Origin of the sequence: Pseudomonas sp. HT11 (assembly GCF_044875395.1) — a bacterium.
Classification (GTDB): domain Bacteria; phylum Pseudomonadota; class Gammaproteobacteria; order Pseudomonadales; family Pseudomonadaceae; genus Aquipseudomonas.
This window is the reverse complement of the sequence record NZ_CP173217.1, coordinates 1298339-1324866: the sequence shown is the minus strand read 5'-3', so window position 1 is coordinate 1324866 and position 26528 is coordinate 1298339. Positions and strand designations below refer to the sequence as shown.

At 59.3% G+C, this 26528-nt stretch carries 24 protein-coding genes; 15 read left to right on the top strand and 9 right to left on the bottom strand.

What is annotated here, in order from left to right; translation table 11 throughout:
* Positions 1 to 229: 229 nt before the first annotated feature.
* Both mutS and fdxA read left to right on the top strand, forming a co-directional pair.
* Positions 230 to 2821, top strand: a complete 2592-nt coding sequence (gene mutS, locus ABWL43_RS05860) for a DNA mismatch repair protein MutS (protein WP_404487124.1) — start codon at positions 230 to 232, stop codon at positions 2819 to 2821.
* A gap of 142 nt (positions 2822 to 2963) precedes the next feature.
* Positions 2964 to 3287: a ferredoxin FdxA gene (gene fdxA, locus ABWL43_RS05855; protein WP_003208688.1), complete on the top strand. Its 324-nt coding sequence runs from the start codon at positions 2964 to 2966 to the stop codon at positions 3285 to 3287.
* Between the two features lie 498 nt (positions 3288 to 3785).
* Here fdxA and apbC read toward each other — a convergent pair whose 3' ends face one another.
* On the bottom strand, positions 3786 to 4880 hold the full coding sequence (apbC, locus tag ABWL43_RS05850) for an iron-sulfur cluster carrier protein ApbC (RefSeq protein ID WP_404487121.1): 1095 nt from the start codon (positions 4878 to 4880) through the stop codon (positions 3786 to 3788).
* A 172-nt stretch (positions 4881 to 5052) separates the two neighbouring features.
* Here apbC and metG point away from each other — a divergent pair, with 172 nt between their 5' ends.
* The 4 genes from metG (at position 5053) to ABWL43_RS05830 (ending at position 9528) form a co-directional block, all read left to right on the top strand.
* Entirely contained in the window at positions 5053 to 7104 is a 2052-nt protein-coding gene (gene metG / locus ABWL43_RS05845) for a methionine--tRNA ligase (RefSeq protein WP_404487119.1), read from the top strand.
* Positions 7105 to 7337: 233 nt separating this feature from the next.
* Entirely contained in the window at positions 7338 to 8501 is a 1164-nt protein-coding gene (gene rsxB / locus ABWL43_RS05840) for an electron transport complex subunit RsxB (RefSeq protein WP_404487117.1), read from the top strand.
* 98 nt (positions 8502 to 8599) lie between these two features.
* Positions 8600 to 9238, top strand: coding sequence for an endonuclease III (nth, locus tag ABWL43_RS05835; RefSeq protein ID WP_404487115.1), 639 nt, complete (start codon positions 8600 to 8602; stop codon positions 9236 to 9238).
* Positions 9239 to 9345: 107 nt separating this feature from the next.
* Positions 9346 to 9528 carry a PA3496 family putative envelope integrity protein gene (locus tag ABWL43_RS05830; RefSeq protein ID WP_145161575.1) on the top strand — a complete coding sequence of 61 codons (183 nt, stop codon included), beginning with the start codon at positions 9346 to 9348 and terminating at the stop codon, positions 9526 to 9528.
* 69 nt (positions 9529 to 9597) lie between these two features.
* Here the strand turns inward: ABWL43_RS05830 and ABWL43_RS05825 are convergent, their stop codons facing one another.
* The 4 genes from ABWL43_RS05825 to ABWL43_RS05810 form a co-directional block, all read right to left on the bottom strand.
* On the bottom strand, positions 9598 to 10230 hold the full coding sequence (locus ABWL43_RS05825; protein ID WP_106577265.1) for a response regulator transcription factor: 633 nt from the start codon (positions 10228 to 10230) through the stop codon (positions 9598 to 9600).
* On the bottom strand, positions 10223 to 10576 hold the full coding sequence (locus ABWL43_RS05820; RefSeq protein ID WP_404487112.1) for a hypothetical protein: 354 nt from the start codon (positions 10574 to 10576) through the stop codon (positions 10223 to 10225). Before ABWL43_RS05820 ends, ABWL43_RS05825 begins: the two co-directional genes overlap by 8 nt.
* 285 nt (positions 10577 to 10861) lie before the next feature.
* Complete coding sequence (locus ABWL43_RS05815) at positions 10862 to 12079, bottom strand: argininosuccinate synthase (protein WP_017738284.1); 1218 nt, start codon at positions 12077 to 12079, stop codon at positions 10862 to 10864.
* A 129-nt stretch (positions 12080 to 12208) separates the two neighbouring features.
* Entirely contained in the window at positions 12209 to 13117 is a 909-nt protein-coding gene (locus ABWL43_RS05810; RefSeq protein WP_262210508.1) for an OmpA family protein, read from the bottom strand.
* A gap of 156 nt (positions 13118 to 13273) precedes the next feature.
* On the opposite strand from ABWL43_RS05810, the gene pyrC reads away from it, so the two are divergent.
* Both pyrC and rnt read left to right on the top strand, forming a co-directional pair.
* Positions 13274 to 14320 carry a dihydroorotase gene (gene pyrC / locus ABWL43_RS05805; protein WP_262210510.1) on the top strand — a complete coding sequence of 349 codons (1047 nt, stop codon included), beginning with the start codon at positions 13274 to 13276 and terminating at the stop codon, positions 14318 to 14320.
* Positions 14317 to 14988 carry a ribonuclease T gene (gene rnt, locus ABWL43_RS05800; protein ID WP_017137041.1) on the top strand — a complete coding sequence of 224 codons (672 nt, stop codon included), beginning with the start codon at positions 14317 to 14319 and terminating at the stop codon, positions 14986 to 14988. The genes pyrC and rnt overlap by 4 nt, the downstream gene beginning before the upstream one ends.
* Before the next feature lie 322 nt (positions 14989 to 15310).
* Here rnt and ABWL43_RS05795 read toward each other — a convergent pair whose 3' ends face one another.
* Positions 15311 to 15913 carry a peroxiredoxin gene (locus ABWL43_RS05795; RefSeq protein ID WP_057724790.1) on the bottom strand — a complete coding sequence of 201 codons (603 nt, stop codon included), beginning with the start codon at positions 15911 to 15913 and terminating at the stop codon, positions 15311 to 15313.
* A gap of 242 nt (positions 15914 to 16155) precedes the next feature.
* Here ABWL43_RS05795 and ABWL43_RS05790 point away from each other — a divergent pair, with 242 nt between their 5' ends.
* Together ABWL43_RS05790 and bfr are read left to right on the top strand one after the other, a co-directional pair.
* The gene (locus tag ABWL43_RS05790) at positions 16156 to 16374 is read left to right on the top strand and encodes a bacterioferritin-associated ferredoxin (protein ID WP_078047118.1); all 219 of its coding nucleotides are present in this window, start codon (positions 16156 to 16158) and stop codon (positions 16372 to 16374) included.
* Between the two features lie 200 nt (positions 16375 to 16574).
* Positions 16575 to 17045, top strand: coding sequence for a bacterioferritin (gene bfr / locus ABWL43_RS05785; protein ID WP_106577268.1), 471 nt, complete (start codon positions 16575 to 16577; stop codon positions 17043 to 17045).
* Positions 17046 to 17147: 102 nt separating this feature from the next.
* Here the strand turns inward: bfr and grxD are convergent, their stop codons facing one another.
* Positions 17148 to 17486, bottom strand: coding sequence for a Grx4 family monothiol glutaredoxin (gene grxD / locus ABWL43_RS05780; RefSeq protein WP_106577269.1), 339 nt, complete (start codon positions 17484 to 17486; stop codon positions 17148 to 17150).
* Between the two features lie 86 nt (positions 17487 to 17572).
* Positions 17573 to 19681 carry a molybdopterin oxidoreductase family protein gene (locus tag ABWL43_RS05775; protein ID WP_404487108.1) on the bottom strand — a complete coding sequence of 703 codons (2109 nt, stop codon included), beginning with the start codon at positions 19679 to 19681 and terminating at the stop codon, positions 17573 to 17575.
* 423 nt (positions 19682 to 20104) lie between these two features.
* Here ABWL43_RS05775 and argF point away from each other — a divergent pair, with 423 nt between their 5' ends.
* Complete coding sequence (argF, locus tag ABWL43_RS05770; protein WP_145161561.1) at positions 20105 to 21025, top strand: ornithine carbamoyltransferase; 921 nt, start codon at positions 20105 to 20107, stop codon at positions 21023 to 21025.
* Positions 21022 to 22131 carry an ABC transporter ATP-binding protein gene (locus ABWL43_RS05765; RefSeq protein WP_404487106.1) on the top strand — a complete coding sequence of 370 codons (1110 nt, stop codon included), beginning with the start codon at positions 21022 to 21024 and terminating at the stop codon, positions 22129 to 22131. The genes argF and ABWL43_RS05765 overlap by 4 nt, the downstream gene beginning before the upstream one ends.
* Positions 22132 to 22278: 147 nt before the next feature.
* On the opposite strand, the gene ybaK is transcribed toward ABWL43_RS05765, so the two are convergent.
* Positions 22279 to 22749, bottom strand: coding sequence for a Cys-tRNA(Pro) deacylase (gene ybaK, locus ABWL43_RS05760; RefSeq protein WP_106577272.1), 471 nt, complete (start codon positions 22747 to 22749; stop codon positions 22279 to 22281).
* A 327-nt stretch (positions 22750 to 23076) separates the two neighbouring features.
* On the opposite strand from ybaK, the gene ABWL43_RS05755 reads away from it, so the two are divergent.
* The 3 genes from ABWL43_RS05755 (at position 23077) to ABWL43_RS05745 (ending at position 26368) form a co-directional block, all read left to right on the top strand.
* On the top strand, positions 23077 to 23931 hold the full coding sequence (locus ABWL43_RS05755) for an MIP/aquaporin family protein (protein WP_145161555.1): 855 nt from the start codon (positions 23077 to 23079) through the stop codon (positions 23929 to 23931).
* 80 nt (positions 23932 to 24011) lie between these two features.
* Entirely contained in the window at positions 24012 to 25517 is a 1506-nt protein-coding gene (gene glpK, locus ABWL43_RS05750; RefSeq protein WP_242194415.1) for a glycerol kinase GlpK, read from the top strand.
* A gap of 95 nt (positions 25518 to 25612) precedes the next feature.
* On the top strand, positions 25613 to 26368 hold the full coding sequence (locus ABWL43_RS05745; protein ID WP_010212755.1) for a DeoR/GlpR family transcriptional regulator: 756 nt from the start codon (positions 25613 to 25615) through the stop codon (positions 26366 to 26368).
* The last annotated feature ends 160 nt before the right edge of the window (positions 26369 to 26528 follow it).

The following is a 26528-nucleotide window of genomic DNA, read 5'->3' as shown; positions in this document are numbered from 1 at the left end:
CTTCACGTGTTAACCTTGCGCCCATCGCAACAAATGCTGGGCCAAGCGCCCGATGCCGATCAGTTGTGCGCCCACGATTGGGCAGACACCGAAGATAAATGTGGGAGCTGTCGAGCTACAGCTCCCACCTTTGACCTGCTGTGTTTGGACGTCCGCACTTTTAACTGATCGACACTGGACCACGCGCCCCCTTTGCCCCATCACTTTCAACGAATTTGCCTACTATCCAATGAGTAAAAACACCTCCGATCTGTCCTCCCACACGCCGATGATGCAGCAGTACTGGCGTCTGAAAAACCAGCACCCTGATCAGTTGATGTTCTATCGCATGGGCGACTTCTACGAGATCTTCTACGAAGACGCGAAGAAGGCTGCCAAGTTGCTGGACATCACCTTGACCGCGCGCGGGCAGTCGGCGGGGCAGTCGATTCCGATGTGTGGGATTCCTTACCATTCTTTGGAAGGCTACTTGGTCAAGCTGGTGAAGCTGGGCGAGTCGGTGGTGATCTGTGAGCAGATCGGCGACCCGGCGACCAGCAAAGGGCCGGTGGAACGTCAGGTGGTACGCATTATTACGCCGGGTACGGTGAGTGATGAGGCGTTGCTGGACGAGCGTCGTGACAACCTGATCGCGGCGGTGCTGGGCGATGAGCGTTTGTTCGGCCTGTCGGTGCTGGACATCACCAGCGGCAATTTCAGCGTGCTGGAGATAAAGGGCTGGGAGAACCTGCTGGCGGAGCTTGAGCGCATCAACCCGGTGGAGTTGTTGATTCCGGATGATTGGCCGAAGGATTTGCCGGCAGAAAAGCGTCGTGGGACCAAGCGTCGTGCGCCGTGGGATTTTGAGCGTGATTCAGCGCTGAAAAGTCTGTGCCAGCAATTTTCGGTGCAAGACCTCAAAGGCTTCGGCTGCGAAACCCTGACCCTGGCCATCGGCGCCGCCGGTTGCCTGCTTGGTTATGCCAAGGAAACCCAGCGCACCGCCCTGCCGCATTTGCGCAGCCTGCGCCATGAGCGCCTGGACGACACCGTGGTGCTTGATGGCGCCAGCCGTCGCAACCTCGAGTTGGACACCAACTTGGCCGGTGGCCGCGATAACACGCTGCAATCGGTGGTCGACCGTTGCCAGACCGCCATGGGCAGCCGCTTGCTGACCCGCTGGCTGAACCGGCCGCTGCGGGATTTGACCGTGCTGCAAGCGCGCCAAACCTCTATTACCTGCCTGCTGGATGGCTATCGCTTTGAAACGCTGCAGCCGCAGCTGAAGGAAATCGGCGATATCGAGCGCATCCTGGCGCGGATCGGCCTGCGTAACGCGCGGCCGCGCGACCTGGCGCGTCTGCGCGATGCCTTGAGCGCGCTGCCGCAGTTGCAAGCGGCGATGGCCCACCTCGACACGCCGCACCTGCAACAGTTGGCCGTGACCGCCGGCACTTACCCGGACCTCGCAGCGCTGCTGGAAAAAGCCATCATCGACAACCCGCCGGCGATCATCCGTGACGGCGGCGTGCTGAAAACCGGTTACGACACCGAGCTGGATGAACTGCAATCGCTGAGCGAAAACGCCGGGCAATTCCTGATCGACCTGGAAGCTCGCGAAAAGGCCCGCACCGGCCTGGCCAATTTGAAGGTCGGTTACAACCGCGTGCACGGCTACTTTATCGAGTTGCCGAGCAAGCAGGCCGAGTCGGCACCAATCGACTATCAGCGTCGCCAAACGCTCAAAGGTGCCGAGCGTTTCATCACGCCGGAGCTCAAAGCGTTTGAAGACAAGGCGCTGTCGGCCAAGAGCCGCGCCCTGGCGCGCGAGAAAATGCTCTATGAAGCCCTGCTCGAAGACTTGATCAGCCGTCTGGCGCCGCTGCAGGACACCGCCGCGGCCCTGGCGGAACTGGATGTGTTGAGCAACCTGGCCGAGCGCGCGCTGAACCTTGACCTGAACTGCCCGCGGTTTGTCAGCGAGCCGTGCATGCGCATTGTGCAGGGGCGTCACCCGGTGGTGGAGCAGGTGTTGACCACGCCGTTCGTCGCCAACGACCTGTCGCTGGATGACGACACCCGCATGCTGGTGATCACCGGTCCGAACATGGGCGGTAAATCCACCTACATGCGCCAGACCGCCTTGATCGTACTGCTGGCGCATATCGGCAGCTTTGTGCCAGCGGCCAGTTGCGAGTTGTCGCTGGTCGACCGCATTTTCACGCGGATCGGTTCCAGCGATGACCTGGCCGGTGGCCGTTCGACCTTTATGGTGGAAATGAGCGAAACCGCCAACATCCTCCACAACGCGACCGAACGCAGCCTGGTGCTGATGGACGAAGTCGGCCGCGGCACCAGCACCTTCGACGGGCTGTCGCTGGCCTGGGCGGCGGCCGAGCGATTGGCGCATTTGCGCGCCTATACATTGTTCGCCACGCACTATTTCGAGCTGACCGTGCTGCCGGAAAGCGAGCCGCTGGTGGCCAACGTGCATCTCAATGCCACTGAGCACAACGAACGTATCGTGTTTCTGCACCACGTGCTGCCAGGGCCGGCAAGCCAGAGTTACGGCCTGGCCGTGGCGCAGTTGGCCGGTGTACCAGGCGATGTGATCACCCGCGCTCGCGAGCACCTCAGCCGCCTGGAAACCACGGCCTTGCCCCATGAAACCGTGGTGGCAAGCCCGAAAAAAGCCAGCAGCAAACCGGCCGCGCCGCACCAGAGTGATATGTTCGCCAGCCTGCCTCACCCGGTGCTGGATGAACTGGCCAAGCTTGACCTGGACGGCCTGACCCCGCGTAAAGCGCTAGAAATGTTATATGCACTGCAAGTTCGGATATAACGCAGACGCTTGCAAGCTGATAGAATCTCGCGCGGTTTGGGATGCTGCGGGCTTTTAGCCTGGCCTGCAGACTATCGCTCCCGAACCTCGCGAGCCCCACCACAAGGGGTTTCGCTGCCGCCGCCTGAGGAGAGAATTAGAAATGACCTTCGTCGTTACCGACAACTGCATCAAGTGCAAGTACACCGACTGCGTCGAAGTGTGTCCGGTGGACTGCTTCTACGAAGGCCCGAACTTCCTGGTTATCCATCCGGATGAGTGCATCGACTGCGCCCTGTGTGAACCAGAATGCCCGGCCGTCGCTATTTTCTCCGAGGACGAAGTCCCGGCAGAGATGCAGGAATTCATTCAGTTGAACGTCGAATTGGCGGAAATCTGGCCGAATATCACCGAACGCAAGGATCCGATGCCGGATGCCGCGGAGTGGGATGGCAAAAAGGGCAAGATTGCAGACCTCGAGCGCTAAAGCGCCGTCGCCCAATAAAAAAGGCCCCTTGCGGGCCTTTTTGCGTTTCTGCGGGGCGGGTTTTACTTTTCTACAGGCAAAAAAAAGGGGCGGTATGACCCGCCCACATTTTTTCCCTAGTCCCTGTATTCCTTTTTCATCATCCTGATGAATCGCATCCTGCGACGTTCCTTCAACCATCGTTCCTTGATGGCTGTGTCAATCCGTGGACACAGGGCTGATGTTAGAGAGTTCCAAGGGAAGTTCAACGGGATCCAACGGTTGGGTTGAAGAGCTTCATCGCTAAAACGACAATAAATAATTGTTATATTTCAACAAGATAGAAAAGTCTCTCGCCATTTCGAGATGTCCACGCCCGGTAAAAAACCCAAACACTTACGAAAAAGTAAGCGAATGCTTACACGCGCAAATGCGTAAAAGCGCAACAGCACCCGGTTGACCTTCCTGCGGACAAGAAAAAGCCCCGACACTGTCGAGGCTTCTTTTCCTTCAGGCTGATCAGTCGTCGCTGACCGTAATCGTCGGCATTGCCGGCGCAGCCGCTTCCTGCAGGACGATGCGCGCGCCTACATGACGGGCCAACTCCTGATAGATCATAGCGATCTGCCCATCGGGCTCAGCCGCCACGGTGGGTTTGCCGCCGTCAGCCTGTTCACGAATCTCCATCGCCAGCGGCAACGACGCCAACAGCTCAACACCATACTGGGTCGCCAGCTTCTCACCGCCGCCTTCGCCGAAAAGGTGCTCAGCATGCCCGCAGTTGGAGCAGATGTGCACCGCCATGTTTTCCACGACGCCCAGCACCGGGATGTTGACCTTGCGGAACATCTCGACGCCTTTTCTCGCATCCAGCAGCGCCAGATCCTGCGGCGTGGTCACGATCACCGAGCCGGCCACCGGGACTTTCTGCGCCAGGGTCAGTTGAATGTCGCCGGTGCCTGGCGGCATGTCGATCACCAGGTAATCCAGGTCGCCCCAGGCGGTCTGGGTGACCAATTGCAGCAAGGCGCCGGACACCATCGGCCCGCGCCACACCATCGGCGTGTTGTCATCGGTGAGGAAGGCCATGGACATGACCTCGACGCCCATCGATTCAATCGGCACGAACCACTTCTGATCCTTGACCTTGGGCCGGATGCCTTCGGCGATACCGAACATCACGCCTTGGCTTGGGCCATAAATGTCGGCGTCGAGAATGCCAACGCGGGCTCCCTCGCGGGCCAGCGCCAGGGCGAGGTTGGCGGCCGTGGTGGATTTGCCCACGCCGCCCTTGCCGGATGCCACGGCGACCACGTTCTTGACGTTGGCCAAACCCGGAATCTGCGCCTGGGCCTTGTGCGCGGCGATCACGCACTGGATGTCGACCTTGGCCGAACGCACACCGTCGAGACCCTCGATGGCCATTTGCAGCATCTGCGCCCAACCGCTCTTGAAAAGGCCGGCGGCATAACCCAGCTCCATCTGGACCGAGACCTGGTCGCCCTGCACATCGATGGCGCGTACGCAGCCGGCGCTGACCGGGTCCTGGTTCAAATAGGGGTCGGTGTATTGGCGAAGAACGGCTTCCACCGCTGCGCGATTGACGGCGCTCATGGGCTACTCCCGAAAAAAGACTGACTGAAACAGGCGGCTATCCTAACCGTTCCAGCCGCCAAGCGGCATGCTTTCGCGCCCCGGGAAGATTCAGAAACAGCGCCACGGGGTGAAATATATTTCCCGGCGCTTTATAGTGGCCGACCTCCGTTTCATCAAGTAGCCGAGCCCCATGTCCGAGCCACGCAAGATCCTCGTCACCAGCGCCCTGCCCTATGCCAATGGTTCTATCCATCTTGGCCATATGCTTGAGTACATCCAGACCGATATGTGGGTGCGCTTCCAGAAGCATCGCGGCAATCAATGCATTTATGTCTGCGCAGACGACGCCCACGGATCGGCCATCATGTTGCGCGCCGAAAAGGAAGGGATCACCCCGGAACAACTGATCGCCAATGTGCAGGCTGAACACAGCGCCGACTTTGCCGAGTTCCTGGTTGATTTCGATAATTTCCACTCGACCCACTCCGACGAAAACCGCGAGCTGTCGAGCCTGATCTACACGCGCTTGCGCGACGCCGGGCACATTGCCACGCGTTCGATCACGCAATATTTCGACCCGGAAAAGAAAATGTTCCTGGCCGACCGCTTCATCAAGGGCACCTGCCCGAAATGCGGCACTGAAGACCAGTACGGCGACAACTGCGAGAAGTGCGGTGCCACTTATGCACCGACTGACCTGAAGAACCCGCGCTCGGCCATCTCTGGCGCCATTCCGGTGCTCAAGGATTCCCAGCACTTCTTCTTCAAGCTCCCGGACTTCCAGCAGATGCTGCAAACCTGGACGCGCAGCGGCACCCTGCAAGACGCCGTGGCCAACAAGATCGCCGAATGGCTGGATGCCGGCCTGCAGCAGTGGGACATCTCCCGCGATGCGCCGTACTTCGGCTTCGAGATCCCGGACGAGCCGGGCAAGTACTTCTATGTGTGGCTGGACGCGCCAATCGGTTACATGGCCAGCTTCAAGAACCTGTGCGACCGCACGCCGGAGCTGGACTTCGATGCGTTCTGGGCCAAGGATTCCACCGCCGAGCTGTATCACTTCATCGGCAAGGACATCGTCAACTTCCACGCCCTGTTCTGGCCGGCGATGCTTGAAGGGTCGGGCTACCGCAAACCAACCGGCATCGCCGTGCACGGTTACCTGACGGTCAACGGCCAGAAGATGTCCAAGTCCCGTGGCACCTTTATCAAGGCGCGCACTTACCTGGACCACCTGTCGCCGGAATACCTGCGCTACTACTACGCCTCCAAGCTGGGCCGTGGCGTCGACGACCTCGACCTGAACCTGGAAGACTTCGTACAGAAGGTCAACTCTGACCTGGTGGGCAAAGTCGTCAACATCGCCAGCCGTTGCGCCGGGTTTATCCATAAGGGTAATGGCGGTTTGTTGGTGGCCGAGAACGCCGCACCGGAACTGACCGAGGCCTTCCTGGCCGCCGCGCCAAGCATTGCCGACGCCTATGAAGCGCGTGACTTCGCCCGCGCCATGCGCGAAATCATGGGCCTGGCCGACCGTGCCAACGCCTGGATCGCCGAAAAGGCGCCGTGGTCGCTGAACAAGCAGGAAGGCAAGCAAGCTGAAGTGCAGGCGATCTGCGCCACGGGCGTCAACCTGTTCCGCCAGCTGGTGATCTTCCTCAAGCCGGTGTTGCCATTGCTGGCCGCTGACGCCGAGGCGTTCCTCAACGTCGCGCCACTGACCTGGAATGACCACGCCACCTTGCTCAGCAACCATCAGTTGAACGAGTTCAAGCCGCTGATGACCCGTATCGACCCCGTCAACGTGCAGGCGATGACCGATGCTTCGAAAGAAGACCTGGTCGCCAGCCAGACCGACACCGGCGAATCGGCACCGGCCGGCAATGGCGAGTTGGCCAAAGACCCGCTCTCCCCGGAAATCGACTTCAATGCTTTTGCCGCCGTTGACCTGCGCGTTGCGCTGATCATCAAGGCCGAAGCCGTGGAAGGTGCCGACAAGCTGCTGCGCCTGACCCTGGACATCGGTGATGAGCAACGCAACGTGTTCTCCGGGATCAAGAGCGCTTACCCTGACCCGTCCAAGCTCGATGGTCGCCTGACCATGATGATTGCCAACCTCAAGCCACGGAAAATGAAGTTCGGTATTTCCGAAGGCATGGTGATGGCGGCGGGCCCTGGCGGTGAAGAGATCTACCTGTTGAGCCCTGATAGCGGTGCCAAACCGGGTCAACGGATCAAGTAAACGATTTGGCGAGCAGCCTTATTGTGGCGAGCGGGCTTGCCCCGCGTTGGGGCGCGTAGCGGCCCCTAAACCAAACACCCGGTTCTACCTGTGGAAACCCGGTGGCCTTGGTGGGGCCGCTTCGCAGCCCAACGCGGGGCAAGCCCGCTCGCCACAAAAAAGCCGACACCCACAACCAGCGGGCTCACCCCTACAGGCCCTGTTTGTCTAACCGGCATGCCAATGATCACCCCATGACCCTGATCCAACGTATCGACGCGCTGCTGCCGCAGACCCAATGCGGCAAATGCGGGCACCCGGGCTGCAAGCCTTACGCCGAGGGCATCGCTCAGGGCGAGGCAATCAACAAGTGCCCGCCCGGTGGGCAGGAAACCATCGCCGGCCTTGCGCAGTTGCTGCGCGTGCCGGTGCTGGAACTGGACACCAGCCGAGGCGAGGCCCCCGCCCAGGTCGCCTATATTCGCGAGGCCGAGTGCATCGGCTGCACCAAATGCATCCAGGCGTGCCCGGTGGATGCGATTGTCGGCGCCGCCAAGTTGATGCACACCGTGATCATTGATGAGTGCACCGGGTGCGACCTGTGTGTGGCGCCCTGCCCTGTCGATTGCATTGAGATGCGTCCAGCCACGAGCGTGCTGCCGATTGTTGGCGGCCTGGATGCCAATGATCAGCAGCGCCATGCGCGTGCCCTCAAGCGCGACCGGGCGCGGCGGCGCTATGAGCAACGCAACGCGCGGCTGCAACGCGAGGATGCACATAAACTCGCCGAACGCCTGGCGCGAGCCAAACGTCCGACGCCGAGTGTGCCTGCGCACACCGACAGTGCTCAGGCAGCCCAGGATGCAGCGGTCAAGAAAGCCAAAATCACCGTGGCGATGAGTCGCGCCCAGTTGCATAAATCCTTGAAGGCATTTGGTCATCCGCCGACGTTTGAGCAACAGTCGCAGCTGATCGTCCTGCAGCAACAGTTCGAAGCGGCAGAGCAGGCGCTCAGCGCACTGGAGGCGAACAGTCCACCTCCACCGCCGACCGCCAAAGACCCTGAACTCAAGCGTGCGAAAATCCAGCTGGCGATGCGCCGTGCCGAATTGAAGAAGGCCCAGGACCGTAATGCTGACGAGCAGCAATTGGCAACCTTGAGTGCCGCGCTGGCCACCGCAGAGCAAACCCTGCATGACGCCGAGGCTGTCAGTGAACAGCCAAGACCTGAGTTGCAGCGTGTGGAAAAACGCCCCATCGACACTCAACTGCGCCAGCTTAAAACTGCCTTGGCGTACGCGCGCGCAGACGTCAGCAGGTTGCAACGCCAACCGCACACCACCGCGGATGAGCTGAAAGCCGCACAACACACGTTGGAGCAAGCGCAGCGCCAAGTGGACGCACATACCGGCGATTGATCCGCGACAGCCGCTGCCGGGCAGAGTGACGATGGTTTATCCTGCAACGCCTGCACTTTTGAAACCACAACGACAGCCTGCAAGGAAACACCCGCCCCATGAACGCCGCAAAACGCCTGGAAATTTTCCGCAGGTTTCACGAAGACAATCCTGAGCCCAAAACCGAACTGGCCTACTCGTCGCCATTCGAGTTGCTGATTGCGGTGATTCTGTCGGCCCAATCCACGGACGTTGGCGTCAACAAGGCCACAGCCAAGCTGTACCCGGTGGCCAATACGCCGGAGACTATTTACGCACTGGGTGTGGACGGGTTGTCGGAGTACATCAAGACCATCGGTTTGTACAACAGCAAGGCCAAGAATGTCATCGAGACCTGCCGCCTGCTCGTCGAGCTGCATGGCAGCGAAGTGCCACAGACTCGCGAAGCCCTGGAAGCGCTGCCGGGCGTGGGTCGCAAGACGGCCAACGTGGTGCTCAACACGGCGTTCCGGCAACTGACCATGGCGGTGGACACGCATATTTTTCGTGTCAGCAACCGAACCGGCATCGCTCGCGGCAAAAACGTCGTTGAGGTGGAAAAACAGCTGATGAAGTTCGTGCCCAAGCCCTACCTTCTCGATTCCCACCACTGGTTGATCCTTCATGGACGTTACGTCTGCCAGGCCCGCAAGCCTCGCTGCGGGAGCTGCCGTATCGAAGACCTGTGCGAATACAAGGACAAGACGTCCGACGATTGAGCGATCATTGGTTTTCTCGATCAGTCGATTGAAAAAATCTTTTTTACCCGTTCATGGATTATCGTTATAAGGAGCGCCAATGGCAGTCTTAGCCTGGAGTGAACCTTATGAGCACTGGCAAAGAACAACTGGATGTAGAAGACGACCTTGTTGCAGAGTCGGATGACGATGGGGACGCACCTGTTGTAGAGGTGGCCAAGACCAATTTGAGCAAACGCCGCACTATCGATAACCTTCTGGAAGAGCGACGCTTGCAAAAACAACTGGCCGATTACGATTTCGACCTCTGATCAGCCCGTTCACGACCGGAAGCCTCCCTGATGGAGGCTTTTTTTTGCCGACTATTTCTGCGCCCCGCGCTAGACCAGGCCGTTGCGTTGAGCCAACTCGATCAGGTCCACCAGGGACCGGGCATTGAGCTTGAGCAACAGGCGAGTCTTGTAGGTACTGACGGTCTTGTTGCTCAGGAACATGCCGTCGGCGATTTCCTTGTTGGTTTTGCCACGGGCCAACTGCTGCAGCACCATCATTTCGCGCCCCGACAAGCGCTCCACCATGTCCGCTTCGCTGGCGTTGCCCATGGTTGAACGCACGGAGTTGAGCGCCTGGTTGGGGAAATAGCTGTAGCCGGAGAGCACGGCCTTTATCGCGCTCAGCAACTCGGTCAGGTCCTGCTGCTTGCACACGTAGCCCGCCGCTCCCGCCTGCATGCAGCGCATGGAAAAATGCCCGGGCGCCTGGGACGTCAGCACCAACACCTTGAAAGGCGCGGGCTGCTTGGCAGACGCCAGGCGGCAAATAACTTCCAGCCCATCGAGTTTGGGAATCCCGATATCCAGTATGACAATGTCCGGTACATGTTCCCGTGCAAGTTGCAACGCATCGACACCGTTATCAGTCTCGGCAACGACTTCATAACCATGACGCTCCATTAGCATGCGCACAGCAAGACGAATGACGGGATGATCATCCACGATCAGCACTTTATTCATGAGAAAGTCCAATTTCGCTGTTCGAATTATTTAGAGCAAGCACAATAGCGTAGTCGTTTCCTAGTTGGCATAGCATTACCCCCCAAGCAACAGCAAGCAGAGACCCACCCCACAGCGATATAGGAATTAACCTACAAAAAAACATTAACTCGGACAGTTTGGGCTTTATGGAGCCTTTCAGACCTTTCCGGGGGCTGACATGTTTTGAGTGAAATAACCGCCGCGCAAGGGCTTCAAGGTAAACGTGCCGCACAGGATTTTCAGGAAATACCCATTGATCATCACCCACAAGCGAATGAGCAGACGCAAAAAACCTGCCTGCATTAGTTCCTTTGAACATATTCATTTACACCCCTGTTTCCTACAGAACTTTCCGCGTCTTACATACTTTTCTTACTTGTGTAGTGAATTTTCTGTAAGAGATAGTTCCTAGGCAGGTGTTAAAAATTCATTCAACAACGCAAAAGTTGAATTCGACCTGAAAAAATAAACCCATCAACTTTCATATCCGACAAAACTTAAACATTCCCCTGAGTTTTTAAACATTGTGTTCGGTTCAAGGCTCGCGACTTAATGGGCAGGCAAAAAAAATGGCCCCTTAACAGGGGCCATTTTTAACAGCGCAGATCACTCAGAACAGCTTGCGACCCTTGTTGGCAGCAATGCGCATGCGCAGTGCGTTCAACTTGATGAAGCCCGCAGCATCCGCCTGGTTGTAGGCGCCGCCGTCTTCTTCGAAGGTAGCAATGTTGGCGTCGAACAGCGACTCATCGGACTTGCGGCCGGTGACGATCACGTTGCCCTTGTACAGCTTCAGGCGCACAACGCCATTCACGTGGGCCTGGGAGGCGTCGATCATCTGTTGCAGCATCAGACGCTCAGGGCTCCACCAGTAGCCGGTGTAGATCAGGCTGGCGTACTTGGGCATCAGCTCGTCTTTGAGGTGAGCCACTTCACGGTCCAGGGTGATGGACTCGATGGCGCGGTGAGCGCGCAGCATGATGGTGCCGCCTGGGGTTTCGTAGCAGCCACGGGACTTCATGCCCACGTAACGGTTCTCGACGATGTCGAGACGGCCGATACCGTGTTCGCCACCGATACGGTTCAGGGTCGCCAGCACGGTGGCCGGAGTCATTTCGACGCCGTCCAGCGCGACGATGTCGCCGTTGCGGTAGGTCAGTTCCAGGTATTGCGGCTTGTCAGGAGCGTTCTCCGGGGAGACGGTCCATTTCCACATGTCTTCTTCGTGCTCGGTCCAGGTGTCTTCCAGCACGCCGCCTTCATAGGAGATGTGCAGCAAGTTGGCGTCCATCGAGTACGGGGACTTCTTCTTGCCATGACGCTCGATCGGGATCGCGTGCTTTTCAGCGTAATCCATCAGCTTTTCACGGGACAAAAGGTCCCACTCACGCCACGGAGCAATCACTTTCACGCCTGGTTTGAGCGCGTAGGCGCCCAGTTCGAAGCGCACCTGATCGTTGCCCTTGCCGGTCGCGCCATGGGAAATGGCGTCGGCGCCGGTTTCGTTGGCAATTTCGATCAGGCGTTTGGCGATCAGCGGACGTGCGATGGAAGTACCCAGCAGGTACTCGCCTTCGTAGACAGTGTTGGCGCGAAACATCGGGAAGACGAAATCGCGGACGAATTCTTCGCGCAGGTCGTCAATGTAGATCTCTTTCACGCCCATGGCTTGCGCCTTGGCACGTGCAGGTTCGACCTCTTCGCCCTGACCCAGGTCAGCGGTGAAGGTCACCACTTCACAGTTATAAGTATCCTGCAGCCACTTGAGGATCACCGAAGTGTCCAGGCCGCCGGAATACGCGAGAACGACCTTGTTTACGTCGGCCATGCCATCACTCCACGGGGTTGTACGGAAAGGCGTCGATTCTACCGACCAAAACCGTGAATTTACAGAGGCGCGACAGCAAATGAAGATAAAGCGACAGATTATGTCGAACGGGCGACCAAGGGTCGCACCTTAAGACGTGTGTGCCGGGTTGCTCGGTGCGGTGGCCTGGGGCGCCGGTTTCTCGGGGGCTGCCACGCGTTCCAGCTGGATATTCACGCGGCGATTGCGCGCCCGGTTGGCGGCATTGGTGTTGGGCGCCAGTGGGTAGCTTTCACCGTGAAAACGCATGGTGATCTGTGATTCGGGGATGCCATTGGCCTTGAAGTAGTCTGTGACTGCCAGGGCTCGACGGCGCGAGACGTCACGGTTGGTCAGGCGATTGCCGCTGTTGTCCGAATGGCCATTCAACTCGATATGGTTGACGGTAGGGTCGGCTTTCATGAACGCCAGAATCACGTCCAGCTTCTTCTTCGCGGCCGCGTCCAGTTCAATACCGCCACCTGGGAAGCCGACTTCGGTCTGTTTGACCTGGTCGTAATTCATCGGCAACAGCTTGGTGGTGCACAGTTGATAGTCGTTGAAGGCCTTGTTGAACTTGACCGGCAACAGACGAATTTCCGAGTAGCCGCCCTCGCGCCCGTAATGCCGCACGGTCGGGCTACGCCCTTCCAGCAAACCGGTGAACAGCCGCCCGGCCTGGGCCTGGGAGCTGTTGAACAATACGTCGCCACTGCCGACACGCACGGCACCAAGGTTGATGTCACCACGGCCCGGCTGCCAGGGCGCAGCGGCGGCCAACAAGGTCGCCGAGCCCGCACCCAGCGCGCCGTTGTAGGCTTTCAGGCGAAACGTCGCTTGCTCGCCGGCCCGGCGCACGAACTCGCCCGAGCCGAAATCGGTGATCGGTTGGGTGAGTCGGCACTCGAACTGATCGCCTTCCACCTTCCACTCAATATTCTCCAGACGTGTCTGGAACGTGAGGGCCATCGCAGGCAGGCTGGCGAACACACTGAGCAGGGCTAGATAATGCTGGCGCACGGGAGGCTCCACTGGTTTCTACAACACTTCAAAGCGTCATACGTCGTTAAGGCATACCCAGGGATATCGGTAGCGTCCTGCAAAACTTGATAGCGAGTGCCTGCAAGAGTCTTTTCCGGTAGCATTCCCACCAGATTGACCCGCCTGGAATCCCCAATGTCCGACCGCCTGACCCTGCTGCGTCCCGACGACTGGCATATTCATCTTCGCGATGGTGCTGCGTTACCCCAAACTGTGGCCGATGTTGCGCGCACGTTTGGCCGCGCCATCATCATGCCTAACCTGGTACCTCCGGTGCGTAATGCCGCTGAAGCCGACGCCTATCGCCAGCGCATCCTCGCTGCACGGCCGGCCGGCAGCCGCTTCGAACCGCTGATGGTGCTTTACCTCACTGACCGTACCCAGCCTGACGAAATTCGCGCCGCCAAAGCGACTGGTTTCGTGCACGCCGCCAAGCTGTACCCAGCCGGCGCGACCACCAACTCCGACTCCGGCGTGACCAGTATCGACAAGATCCTGCCGGCCATCGAAGCCATGGCTGAAGTCGGTATGCCGCTGCTGATTCACGGTGAAGTCACCCGTGGCGATGTCGACGTGTTTGATCGCGAGAAGATCTTCATCGACGAGCATATGCGCCGTGTGGTCGAGCTGTTCCCGACGCTGAAAGTGGTGTTTGAACACATCACCACCGCCGACGCCGTGCAGTTTGTGACCGAGGCTTCGGCCAATGTCGGTGCGACCATCACCGCGCATCACCTGCTCTACAACCGCAACCACATGCTGGTGGGCGGGATTCGGCCGCACTTCTATTGCCTGCCGATCCTCAAGCGCAACACTCACCAAGTGGCCTTGCTGGACGCCGCCACCAGCGGCAGCCCGAAGTTCTTCCTCGGCACCGACTCCGCGCCGCATGCCCAACACGCCAAAGAAGCCGCGTGTGGCTGTGCCGGTTGCTACACCGCGTATGCGGCGATCGAGCTGTACGCCGAAGCGTTCGAACAGCGCAATGCCCTGGACAAGCTTGAAGGCTTCGCCAGCCTCAATGGCCCGCGTTTCTACGGCCTGCCGGCGAATACCGACCGCATTACCCTGGTTCGTGAAGACTGGACCGCCCCTGCCAGCCTACCGTTTGGCGAGCTGACTGTTATCCCGCTGCGCGCCGGTGAAACACTGCGCTGGCGCCTGCTGGAGGAAAGCAAGTGAGTGAAGACCATTACGATGACGAACACGAGCACAGTGGCGGCGGTTCCCGTCACCCGATGGCCGAGCGGTTTCGCGGCTATCTGCCGGTGGTCATCGATGTAGAAACCGGCGGCTTCAACTGCGCTACCGACGCCTTGCTGGAAATTGCCGCAACCACCATCGGCATGGACGAGCAGGGTTTCGTGTTTCCGGAGCACACCCACTTCTTTCGTGTCGAGCCGTTCGAAGGCGCGAACATTGAAGCAGCCGCTTTGGAGTTCACCGGGATCAAGCTCGACCACCCGCTGCGCATGGCGGTGAGTGAAGAAGCGGCGCTGACCGATATCTTCCGTGGTGTGCGCAAGGCGTTGAAGGCCAATGGCTGCAAACGCGCGATCCTGGTCGGCCACAACAGCAGCTTCGACTTGGGCTTCCTGAATGCCGCCGTGACGCGGTTGGACATGAAGCGCAACCCGTTTCACCCGTTCTCCAGCTTCGACACTGCTACCCTCGCGGGCCTGGCGTATGGCCAGACCGTACTGGCGAAAGCCTGTCAGGCAGCCGGTATCGACTTTGACGGGCGTGAAGCCCACTCGGCTCGCTACGACACCGAGAAGACGGCCGAGCTGTTCTGCGGCATCGTCAACCGCTGGAAGCAGATGGGCGGCTGGGAAGACTTCAACGACTGAGGTTTGCCCGAGCGCTGTTGTGGCGAACGGGCTTGTTGTGGCGAGCGGGCTTACTGTGGCGAGCGGGCTCGCCCCGCGTAGGGCTGCGCAGCGGCCCCAGAACCAGGCAACGCGGTTCGCCAGATGAATCGCGGCGGTCTAATTGGGGCTGCTGCGCAGCCCAACGCGGGGCAAGCCCGCTCGCCACGACAAGCCCGCTCACCACAACATACCCACTCGCCACAACAGCCCTCCAGCCACTGAACACCCGTCGCCACAGGGCCATTTCCCGTGCATAAAAAAACCGGCCTTCTCAGGCCGGTTTTTTTGCTTCGAACGTGGCTTACAGCTTGCCAGCGTTCTCGGTCAGGTAAGCCGCAACACCTTCGGTGGAAGCGGTCATGCCTTTGTCGCCTTTTTTCCAGTTGGCAGGGCAAACTTCACCGTGCTCTTCGTGGAATTGCAGCGCGTCGACCAGACGGATCAGCTCTTCCATGTTACGGCCCAGCGGCAGGTCGTTGATGATCTGCGAGCGCACAACGCCCTTGTCGTCGATCAGGAACGCGCCACGGAAAGCCACGCCGCCTTCGGATTCAACGTCGTAGGCCTTGGCGATGTCGTGCTTCATGTCGGCAGCCATGGTGTATTTGACTTTGCCGATGCCGCCATCATTGATGGCGGTGTTACGCCAGGCGTTGTGAGTGAAATGGGAGTCGATGGAAACGGCTACCACTTCAACGTTGCGCGCCTTGAAATCGTCCATGCGGTGGTCCAGAGCGATCAGCTCCGACGGGCAGACGAAGGTGAAGTCCAGCGGGTAGAAGAACACCAGGCCGTATTTGCCTTTGATGGCTTCAGACAGTTTGAAGCTGTCTACGATTTCGCCATTGCCGAGGACGGCAGGTACGTCGAAATCCGGGGCTTGTTTGCCGACGAGTACGCTCATTGGTTATCTCCTGATGCAGGGGTGACGATTGAAGTAAAAGGACCGGCCCAAGTCTGGCGCAGATAAGCGACAGCCCTGTGACGCAGTCACGCTTCGTGAAGACCGACCATCATACACTGAAAAAACCGTTCGTCAGTGGGCGGCCAGGCCAGGGCAATACCCTACGAATCTACTTTGACAATCATTCTCGTTAACATTAAGATCCATCGCACTTAAGCCTTAACCCGCGATGGTTCTCCCTTATGTATGTCTGCCTCTGCACTGGCGTCACCGACGGACAAATCCGCGAAGCAATCTACGAAGGTTGCTGCAGCTACAAGGAAGTACGTGAAACCACCGGCGTTGCCAGCCAGTGCGGTAAATGTGCTTGCCTCGCCAAGCAAGTGGTACGGGAAACCCTGACGCAGCTGCAAACCGCTCAGTCAGCGCTGCCCTACTCAGCAGAATTTACACACGCTTAAATAGCGTGTTTTGAAGAACCGGACTTAGTGTCCGGTTTTTTTATGCCCGCAATTCAATTAGTTAGCGTCAAGACGCGGAACACAAACATTCTTATTCCGATTAATTTTCATTTATTATTCAATAACTTAGGTTTGACACTAGGGATTTCGCCGCTCAAACTCCGCCTTATATACAGCTATTACAGGGCAGGACCCCAGTCATGAAAGGCGACATCTCAGTCATCCAGCAACTCAATAAAATCCTTGCCAATGAACTGGTCGCGATTAATCAGTACTTTCTGCATGCACGCATGTATGACGATTGGGGCCTGGAAAAGCTCGGCAAGCGCGAATACAAAGAATCCATCAAGGCCATGAAAGACGCGGACGCGCTGATCAAGCGCATCCTGTTCCTGGAAGGCCTGCCGAACGTGCAGGACCTGGGCAAGCTGAACATCGGCGAGCACACCCAGGAAATGATCATCAGCGACCTGAAGTTCGAACAGAAAAGCCACAGCGACCTCAAGGCCGCCATTGCACACTGCGAAACCAAGGGCGACTTCGGCAGCCGTGAACTGCTCGAAGACATTCTGGAAGACCAGGAAGAACATATCGACTGGCTGGAAACCCAGCTGGGCCTGATCGACAAAGTCAGTCTGGAAAACTACCTGCAATCGCAGATGGGTGAATAACCCGTAGTCAACAGGCCATAAAAAAGCCCCGCTCTCTTTCGAGAAGCGGGGCTTTTTATTGACTGACGCATTGCAGACGCCGGCTCGCCGGCGCCTGCAGGATTACGCGTCGGTCTTGGCGGCGGCGTTTGCCGCGGCTTCTTTGATCAGCGCTTGCAGAGAACCATCCGCAGCCATCTCAGTGATGATGTCGCTGCCGCCGACCAGCTCACCGGCTACCCACAGTTGTGGGAACGTTGGCCAGTTGGCGTACTTCGGCAGGTTGGCGCGGATTTCAGGGTTTTGCAGGATATCCACGTAGGCGAATTTCTCGCCGCACTGCATGATGGCCTGGGAAGCCTTCGCGGAGAAACCGCACTGAGGAGCGTTTGGCGCGCCCTTCATGTAAAGCAGAATGGTGTTGTTGGCAATCTGCTCTTTGATCGTTTCGATGATATCCATGGAACACCTCGGCTGGAACTTTGCGACTCACGGGTCGGCACGGTGGCGCATTGTAACGCAAAATTCCAGCCCGGTGGTCGGGCGCCTCAGGCAGCCGCCACCTGCACCGGCACACCGTTGAGCGCGGCGTTGCCGGATAACTCGTCCAACTGCCGCTCGTCGGTGAGGTCATTCGCACTCGCCCCCGGCTGCCCGCTGGCGATGCTCATCTGCACGCCTGGGCGTCCATGCCCCCAGCCATGGGGCAGGCTGACCACGCCGGGCATCATGTCCAGGCTGGCCACCACCTCCACTTCGATCATGCCGATGCGCGAACTGACGCGCACCCGCTGACCATCGCGCAATTGCCGACTGGCCAAGTCATCAGGGTGCATATGCAACTGGTGCCGAGGCTTGCCCTTCACCAGACGGTGATAGTTATGCATCCACGAGTTATTGCTGCGCACATGACGACGGCCGATCAGCAGGAGTTCGTCCACCACCGGCACAGGGTGCGCCGCGAACCGCACCAAATCAGCAAGGATCACCGCCGGCGCCGCCTGCACCTGGCCGTTGGCAGTCTTCAAGCGCGTGGCGAGATTGGGCTTGAGCGGCCCTAGGTCCACGCCGTGCGGATGGTCCGCCAGCATCGCCACCGACAGCTTGTGATCAGAGGCATCACCGTAAGCCCCGGCACGCAAACCAAAGTCAATCATCTGCGCCGGCGCCATGGTCGGTTTGAGCGCCACGCCTGTCTGCGCCGCAAAGGCCTTGGCCAGGCCGACAAAGATTTCCCAGTCGTGCAGCGCGCCTGCGGGCTTGGGCAGGATCGCGCGGTTGAACCGAGTGACGTTGCGCACGGCGAACATATTGAAGGTGGTGTCGTAGTGATCGTTTTCCAGCGCCGACGTGGACGGCAGGATCAGGTCGGCGTATCGCGTGGTCTCGTTGATATAGAGGTCGATGCTGACCATAAACTCAAGCCCGTCCAGTGCCTGCTCCAACTGGCGACCATTTGGCGTGGACAACACCGGGTTGCCGGCCACGGTCACCAAGGCGCGGATCTGGCCTTCGCCTTCGGTGAGCATTTCTTCGGCCAAGGCGGACACCGGCAACTCACCGCCATATTCCGGGCGTCCGGACACGCGACTCTGCCAGCGATTGAAATGCCCGCCACCGGTTGACGCCACCAGGTCCACGGCCGGCGAGCTGCACAAGGCGCCGCCGACACGGTCCAGATTGCCGGTCACCAGATTGATCAATTGCACCAGCCAATGGCACAGCGTACCGAAGGCCTGGGTGGACACGCCCATGCGCCCGTAACACACCGCCTTGTCCGCTGCGGCAAAGTCCCGCGCCAGCTGGCGGATCTGTTCGGCAGGCACTGCGCATTGGCGGCTCATGGCTTCAGCGGTGAACCCGGCAATCGCGCGGCGCACGTCTTCAAGGCCTTCGACCGGCAAGTGGCTTTCACGCGTCAGGTTCTCGGTAAACAAGGTGTTGAGTAAGCCGAACAACAGCGCCGCATCGCCTCCAGGGCGTACGAACAGATGCTGATCGGCGATCGCCGCCGTCTCGCTGCGGCGTGGATCAACCACCACCACACTGCCGCCCCGCGCCTGGATGGCCTTGAGGCGCTTCTCTACGTCAGGCACGGTCATGATGCTGCCGTTGGACGCCAGCGGGTTGCCGCCCAGGATCAGCATGAAATCGGTGTGATCGATATCCGGAATCGGCAGCAGCAGGCCGTGGCCGTACATGAGATGACTGGTGAGGTGATGTGGCAGCTGGTCCACCGAGGTCGCGGAAAACCGATTGCGCGTCTTGAGCTGCCCAAGGAAGTAGTTGCTGTGGGTCATCAACCCATAGTTGTGCACGCTGGGGTTGCCCTGATACACCGCCACTGCATTCTGCCCGTGCCGGGCCTGGATGCCCGCCAGGCGCTCAGCGACCAGCGTGAACGCCTCGTCCCATGGGATCGGCTGCCATTCGCTGCCCACACGTAACATGGGCTGGTGCAGGCGGTCCGGGTCGTTCTGGATGTCCTGCAACGCCACGGCCTTGGGGCAGATGTGCCCACGGCTGAAGGTGTCCAGCGGGTCACCCTTGATCGAGGTGATCGCCAGGCTGCCGTCGTCGGCCTGGGTGGTTTCCAGGGTCAGGCCGCAGATGGCTTCACACAGATGGCAGGCACGGTGGTGGAGAGTCTTGGTCATGGCCAGTCTCTTTATTGGGCTTTGGCCTAACTATGGCCCCTCACCTGAGCGCGCACCAGTAAGGTTCGCCCCGTGAATCGAGAGGCATCAGGCCAGACCATGAGCAAATGTTTCAAAACCTTGCGAAGAGCCACCGAAACCGACGCAGCCTGGCCTGCGCCCGCCCCCACGCATTGCAAAAGATCTCAGCGCCAGTGTACAAATGGCCCGCTGCTGTCAGGAATCAGTCTTCAAAAGCGCTTCAGCGCCCTTCTTGAACACCCTTAAAAACCGTAGCCCTATTGGTAAGACGCGACATTTAATTATAAGATCGCGCCTTCCCCCATTTCGTCGCCCCGTGCGGCTTTCGCCGCAGGTCTCGCCCGTTGTCACAATAAACAAGGCTTTGAGTATCTGCGGTCTGTTGCAAAAAGGTAGTTAATGATGAGCGCAAGGCACTTTCTCTCCCTGATGGATTGCACGCCCGAAGAGCTGGTCAGCGTGATCCGTCGAGGCATTGAGCTTAAAGACCTGCGTAACCGCGGCGTACTGTTTGAGCCTTTGAAAAACCGTGTGCTAGGGATGATTTTCGAGAAGTCGTCGACCCGCACCCGCGTGTCGTTCGAAGCCGGCATGATCCAGCTGGGTGGCCAAGCCATCTTTCTGTCTTCGCGCGATACCCAACTGGGCCGCGGCGAGCCGATTGCCGACGCTGCCCGCGTAATGTCGCGCATGCTCGATGCGGTGATGATCCGTACCTTCGCGCACAGCACCGTGACCGAATTTTCCGCCAACTCTCGGGTACCGGTGATCAACGGCCTGTCCGATGACCTGCACCCCTGCCAGTTGCTGGCCGACATGCAAACCTTCCTTGAGCACCGCGGTTCGATTCAGGGCAAGACCGTGGCCTGGATCGGCGACGGCAACAACATGTGCAACAGCTATATAGAAGCGGCGATCCAGTTCGACTTCCAGCTGCGCGTTGCCTGCCCGGAAGGCTACGAGCCTGATGCACGTTTCCTGGCTCAAGCCGGCGACCGTGTCACCGTCGTGCGCGACCCGCGTGACGCGGTGATCGGCGCGCATCTGGTGAGCACCGACGTGTGGACCTCCATGGGCCAGGAAGAGGAAACCGCCAAGCGCCTGGCCCTGTTCGCACCGTACCAAGTGACCCGCGCCCTGCTCGACCTGGCCGCACCGGACGTGCTGTTCATGCACTGCCTGCCCGCCCACCGTGGCGAAGAAATCAGCCTTGACCTGCTCGACGATGAGCGTTCGGTCGCGTGGGACCAGGCCGAAAACCGCTTGCACGCCCAGAAAGCGTTGCTTGAATTTCTTGTCCCGCCGTCGTACCACCACGCATGAGCCAGCCATTACTGCTGAACCTGCGCAATCTGGCATGCGGCTATCAAGACCAACGCGTGGTGCAGAACCTCAACCTGCACCTCAACGCCGGCGACATCGGCTGCCTGCTCGGCTCATCCGGTTGCGGCAAAACCACGACCTTGCGCGCGATTGCCGGGTTTGAACCGGTGCACGAAGGTGAAATCAGCCTGGCCGGCGACGTGATCTCCAATGCCGGCTTCACCCTCGCGCCGGAGAAACGCCGGATCGGCATGGTGTTCCAGGACTACGCACTGTTCCCGCACTTGAGCGTGGCCGACAACATCGCCTTCGGTATTCGCAAACACCCACAAAAAGACCGCGTGGTTGCCGAGTTGCTCGAACTGGTCAACCTGAAGAACCTGGGCAAGCGTTTTCCCCACGAGCTTTCCGGCGGTCAGCAACAACGCGTCGCCCTCGCCCGCGCCCTGGCGCCGGAGCCGCAACTGTTGCTGCTCGATGAGCCGTTCTCCAACCTCGACGGCGAACTGCGGCGCAAGCTCAGCCACGAGGTGCGCGACATTCTCAAGGCGCGCGGCACCAGTGCGATTCTGGTCACCCATGATCAGGAAGAAGCCTTCGCCGTGAGCGATCAGGTCGGCGTGTTCAAAGAAGGCCGCCTTGAGCAGTGGGACACGCCCTACAACCTCTATCACGAACCGCAGACGCCCTATGTCGCGAGCTTTATCGGCCAGGGTTATTTCATCCGTGGCCAGTTGAGTTCGCCGGAATCGGTCAGCACCGAACTCGGCGACCTGCGCGGTAACCGTGCCTACACGTGGCCCACGGGCGGCGCGGTGGATGTATTGCTGCGCCCGGATGACATCGTTTATGCACCGGACAGCGCGTTGAAAGCGCGGATTGTCGGCAAGACGTTCCTTGGTGCCTCGACCTTGTACCGCCTGCAATTGCCGACCGGTGCACAGTTGGAGTCGATTTTCCCAAGCCATGCGGATCATCAAGTGGGTGCGGATGTAGGGATTCGTGTGGCGGCTGAACATCTGGTGTTGTTCCAGGCGTCAGGCAGCGTTGCGGCGCAGGTTGCGCAGTCCGAATCCGGAGTAAGGCGTGACAGCCCCGTTAACTGACGAAACTGACTCAACAGGTGGAAGCGGGCGTCCGTGGGAGCTGGCTTGCCGGCGACAGCATCACCTCGGTCTGACTGAAAGACCGAGGCGCTTGCATCGCGGGCAAGCCCGACGCCCACAGTGGCGTCTGCTCTTCAACAGTGAAATTCAGGCCCGGCCAATCGGCGCAAATGTGGCCTGGGTATGCTCAGCCAACACCGTCGCCGGCAGTTCAACTTCCAATCCCCGCCTCCCGGCACTGACAAAAATCGTAGCGAACGGCTGCGCCGTCACGTCGATAAATGTGCGCAAACGCTTCTTCTGTCCCAACGGGCTGATGCCGCCCAACAGGTAACCGGTGGAGCGTTGCGCCGCTGCAGGGTCGGCCATTTCGACCTTTTTCACCCCAGCTGCATGGGCGAGCGCCTTTAAATCCAGACTTCCGACGACCGGCACCACCGCCACCAACAATTCCCCTTTCTCACTGCTGGCCAGCAAGGTCTTGAACACCTGCGCGGGGTCGAGCCCCAACTTTTCCGCAGCCTCCAGCCCATAGGAGGCTGCCTTGGGATCATGTTCGTAACTGTGGATATGATGTTCGGCACGAACTTTTTTCAACAGGTCCAGTGCGGGGGTCATGGCTACTCCGGGCGTGGAAAACAGAGGGCCAATTCTAGGCCAAGCCTGAGCAAAACGCTCTAGTGCGCCACTCCCGCGAGGCGTACTGGTAGACGCAAGCGTGATCATTCATCAGACCAATAGTTCGAAAATGACCAATGGTTCACTTTCGACCTTTGACAGCCGTCATTCTTGTCTATATTTTTTCGTTTCCGAATACTGTAGGAATAGCACCTGCGGTACTCCAGCAACAAGCCATGGCCTGGATGGGGATCCTCGCCACGGTGAAAATCGCGCAACAGCCCGTTGAGGCCGCGCGCCAAACAAGAACAACAATCGAGGTTTGCCATGACAACTGCTCTTCAACAGCCTTCACTTTCGAGCCAATGCATGGCCGAATTCCTGGGGACTGCGCTTCTGATCTTCTTCGGTACAGGATGCGTCGCTGCGCTCAAGGTCGCGGGTGCCAGCTTTGGGTTGTGGGAAATCAGTATCATCTGGGGGGTCGGCGTCAGCATGGCGATCTACCTGAGCGCCGGTATTTCCGGGGCTCACCTCAATCCGGCGGTGAGTATCGCCCTGTGCATTTTTGCCGATTTCGAAAAGCGCAAACTGCCCTTCTATATCCTTGCCCAGGTCGCCGGCGCCTTTTGCTCCGCCGCGCTGGTGTACACGCTGTACAGCAATCTCTTTTTCGATTACGAACAAACCCACCACATGGTTCGCGGCTCCCAGGCCAGCCTGGAGCTGGCGTCGGTGTTCTCCACCTACCCGCATGCCCTGCTGAGCACAGCCCAGGCATTTCTGGTGGAAATGGTCATCACCGCCATCCTGATGGGCGTGATCATGGCCCTTACCGACGACAACAACGGCCTGCCACGCGGCCCGTTGGCCCCGCTGCTGATCGGTCTGCTGATCGCCGTGATTGGCAGTGCCATGGGCCCACTGACCGGCTTTGCGATGAACCCGGCGCGGGATTTCGGGCCCAAGCTGATGACCTTTTTCGCCGGCTGGGGTGAAATTGCCTTTACCGGGGGCCGCGATATCCCTTACTTCCTGGTTCCGATTTTCGCGCCGATTGTCGGCGCCTGCCTCGGTGCTGCGGCCTATCGCGGGCTGATTGCCCGCCATCTGCCGAGCGCCGCACCTGCTATAGATGAAACACCTGACACGGCTGTCAACGGCAAGACGCGTATTTCCTGATAGCGCCAGCCTGGTCCCACTGCCCCTTTGCGGCCCAGGCTGATTCCTTACTCTCTTATTTTCCGTCCAAGGCAATCGACATGACCGACATTCAGAATAAGAACTACATCATTGCCCTTGATCAGGGCACCACCAGTTCGCGGGCGATCATCTTTGACCGTGACGCCAACGTGGTCTGCACCGCCCAGCGCGAGTTCACCCAGCATTACCCGCAAGCCGGCTGGGTCGAGCATGACCCGATGGAAATTTTCGCCACCCAAAGCGCGGTGATGGTCGAGGCCCTGGCACAAGCCGGCCTTCACCATGACCAGGTCGCTGCCATCGGTATCACCAACCAGCGTGAAACCACCGTGGTCTGGGACAAGATCACCGGCCGCCCGATCTACAACGCGATCGTCTGGCAATGCCGGCGCAGCACCGAGATCTGCCAGCAGCTCAAGCGCGACGGCCACGAGCAATACATCAACGACACCACCGGCCTGGTCACCGACCCGTACTTCTCCGGCACCAAGCTCAAGTGGATCCTCGACAACGTCGAAGGCAGCCGTGAGCGTGCGCGCAATGGCGAGCTGCTGTTTGGCACCATCGACAGCTGGCTGATCTGGAAATTTACCGGCGGTAAAACCCACGTTACCGACTACACCAACGCCTCGCGCACCATGCTCTTCAACATCCACACCCTGGAGTGGGATGCGAAGATGCTGGAGATTCTCGACGTGCCGCGCGAAATGCTGCCGGAAGTCAAATCGTCTTCGGAAATCTACGGCCGCACCAAAAGCGGCATCGCCATCGGCGGCATCGCCGGTGACCAGCAAGCGGCCCTGTTCGGCCAGATGTGCGTAGAAGCGGGTCAGGCCAAGAACACCTACGGCACCGGCTGCTTCCTGCTGATGAACACCGGCGACAAAGCCGTCAAATCCCAACACGGCATGCTCACCACCATCGCCTGCGGCCCCCGCGGCGAAGTGGCCTACGCCCTGGAAGGCGCGGTATTCAACGGCGGTTCCACCGTACAGTGGCTGCGTGACGAGCTGAAAATCATCGCCGATGCTACCGACACCGAATACTTCGCCGGCAAGGTCAAAGACAGCAACGGCGTGTATCTGGTCCCGGCCTTTACCGGTCTGGGCGCTCCGTACTGGGACCCGTATGCGCGTGGCGCGCTGTTCGGCCTGACCCGTGGCGTACGGGTTGATCACATTATTCGTGCAGCCCTGGAGTCGATTGCCTACCAGACCCGCGACGTATTGGACGCCATGCAACAGGACTCCGGCGAACGCCTCAAAGCCCTGCGTGTGGACGGCGGCGCAGTCGCCAACAACTTCCTGATGCAGTTCCAGGCCGACATTCTCGGCACTCGGGTCGAGCGCCCGCAAATGCGCGAGACCACCGCCCTCGGCGCCGCTTACCTGGCCGGCCTGGCCTGTGGTTTCTGGGGCAGCCTGGATGAGCTGCGCGGCAAGGCGGTGATCGAGCGCGAGTTCGAACCCACGCTGGACGAAGCCGCCAAAGAAAAACTCTACGCCGGCTGGCAGAAAGCGGTGAGCCGTACCCGCGATTGGGAACCGCACGAAGGCGCTGAATAAGCCAAGCGCCGGACCCACATAGGGTTGTAACTGGCGGGGAGCGGCGTGCTGCGTCATCATGGGCCACTTTTGTATGGCAGCCCAAAGGACGCCCCATGAATCTGCCTCCCCGCCAGCAACAAATCCTCGAACTGGTCCGCGAACGCGGCTATGTCAGTATCGAGGAGATGGCGCAGCTATTCGTTGTCACTCCGCAAACCATCCGCCGCGATATCAACCAACTGGCGGACGCCAATCTGCTGCGCCGCTACCACGGCGGCGCGGCCTATGACTCCAGTGTCGAGAACACCGCGTACGCCATGCGTGCCGACCAGATGCGCGATGAGAAACAACGCATCGGCGAAGCCATTGCCGCACAAATTCCTGATCATGCCTCTCTGTTCATCAATATCGGCACCACCACCGAATCGATCGCGCGCGCGCTGCTCAATCACAATCACCTGAAAATCATCACCAACAACCTCAACGTCGCCACCATGCTCAGTGCCAAGGACGACTTCGATGTGCTGTTGACCGGCGGCAATGTGCGCCGTGACGGCGGTGTGGTCGGTCAGGCGAGCGTCGATTTCATCAACCAGTTCAAGGTCGACTTTGCACTGGTAGGCATCAGCGGCATCGATGAAGACGGCAGCTTGCTCGACTTTGATTATCAGGAAGTGCGGGTTTCCCAGGCGATCATTGCCAATGCACGCCAGGTGATTTTGGCCGCCGACTCGAGCAAGTTCGGGCGCAATGCCATGATTCGTTTGGGGCCGATCAGCCTGGTGGACTGTTTGGTAACCGATCAACAGCCGGTGCCAGCGTTGGTGCAGTTGTTGAACCAGCACAAGGTTCGGCTGGAAGTCGTTTAGCGCCGTTACCGGCGCCATCGGGGGCAAGCCCCCTCCCACATTGGAATGCGATCAACCTGTGGGAGGAGGCTTGCCCCCGAAGGCGATCTATCTAACACCCTCATGTTCACAAATTTTCCTTTTCCAGCCCTTCGATGAGTTTTTTCAATCGAAGTCGGCT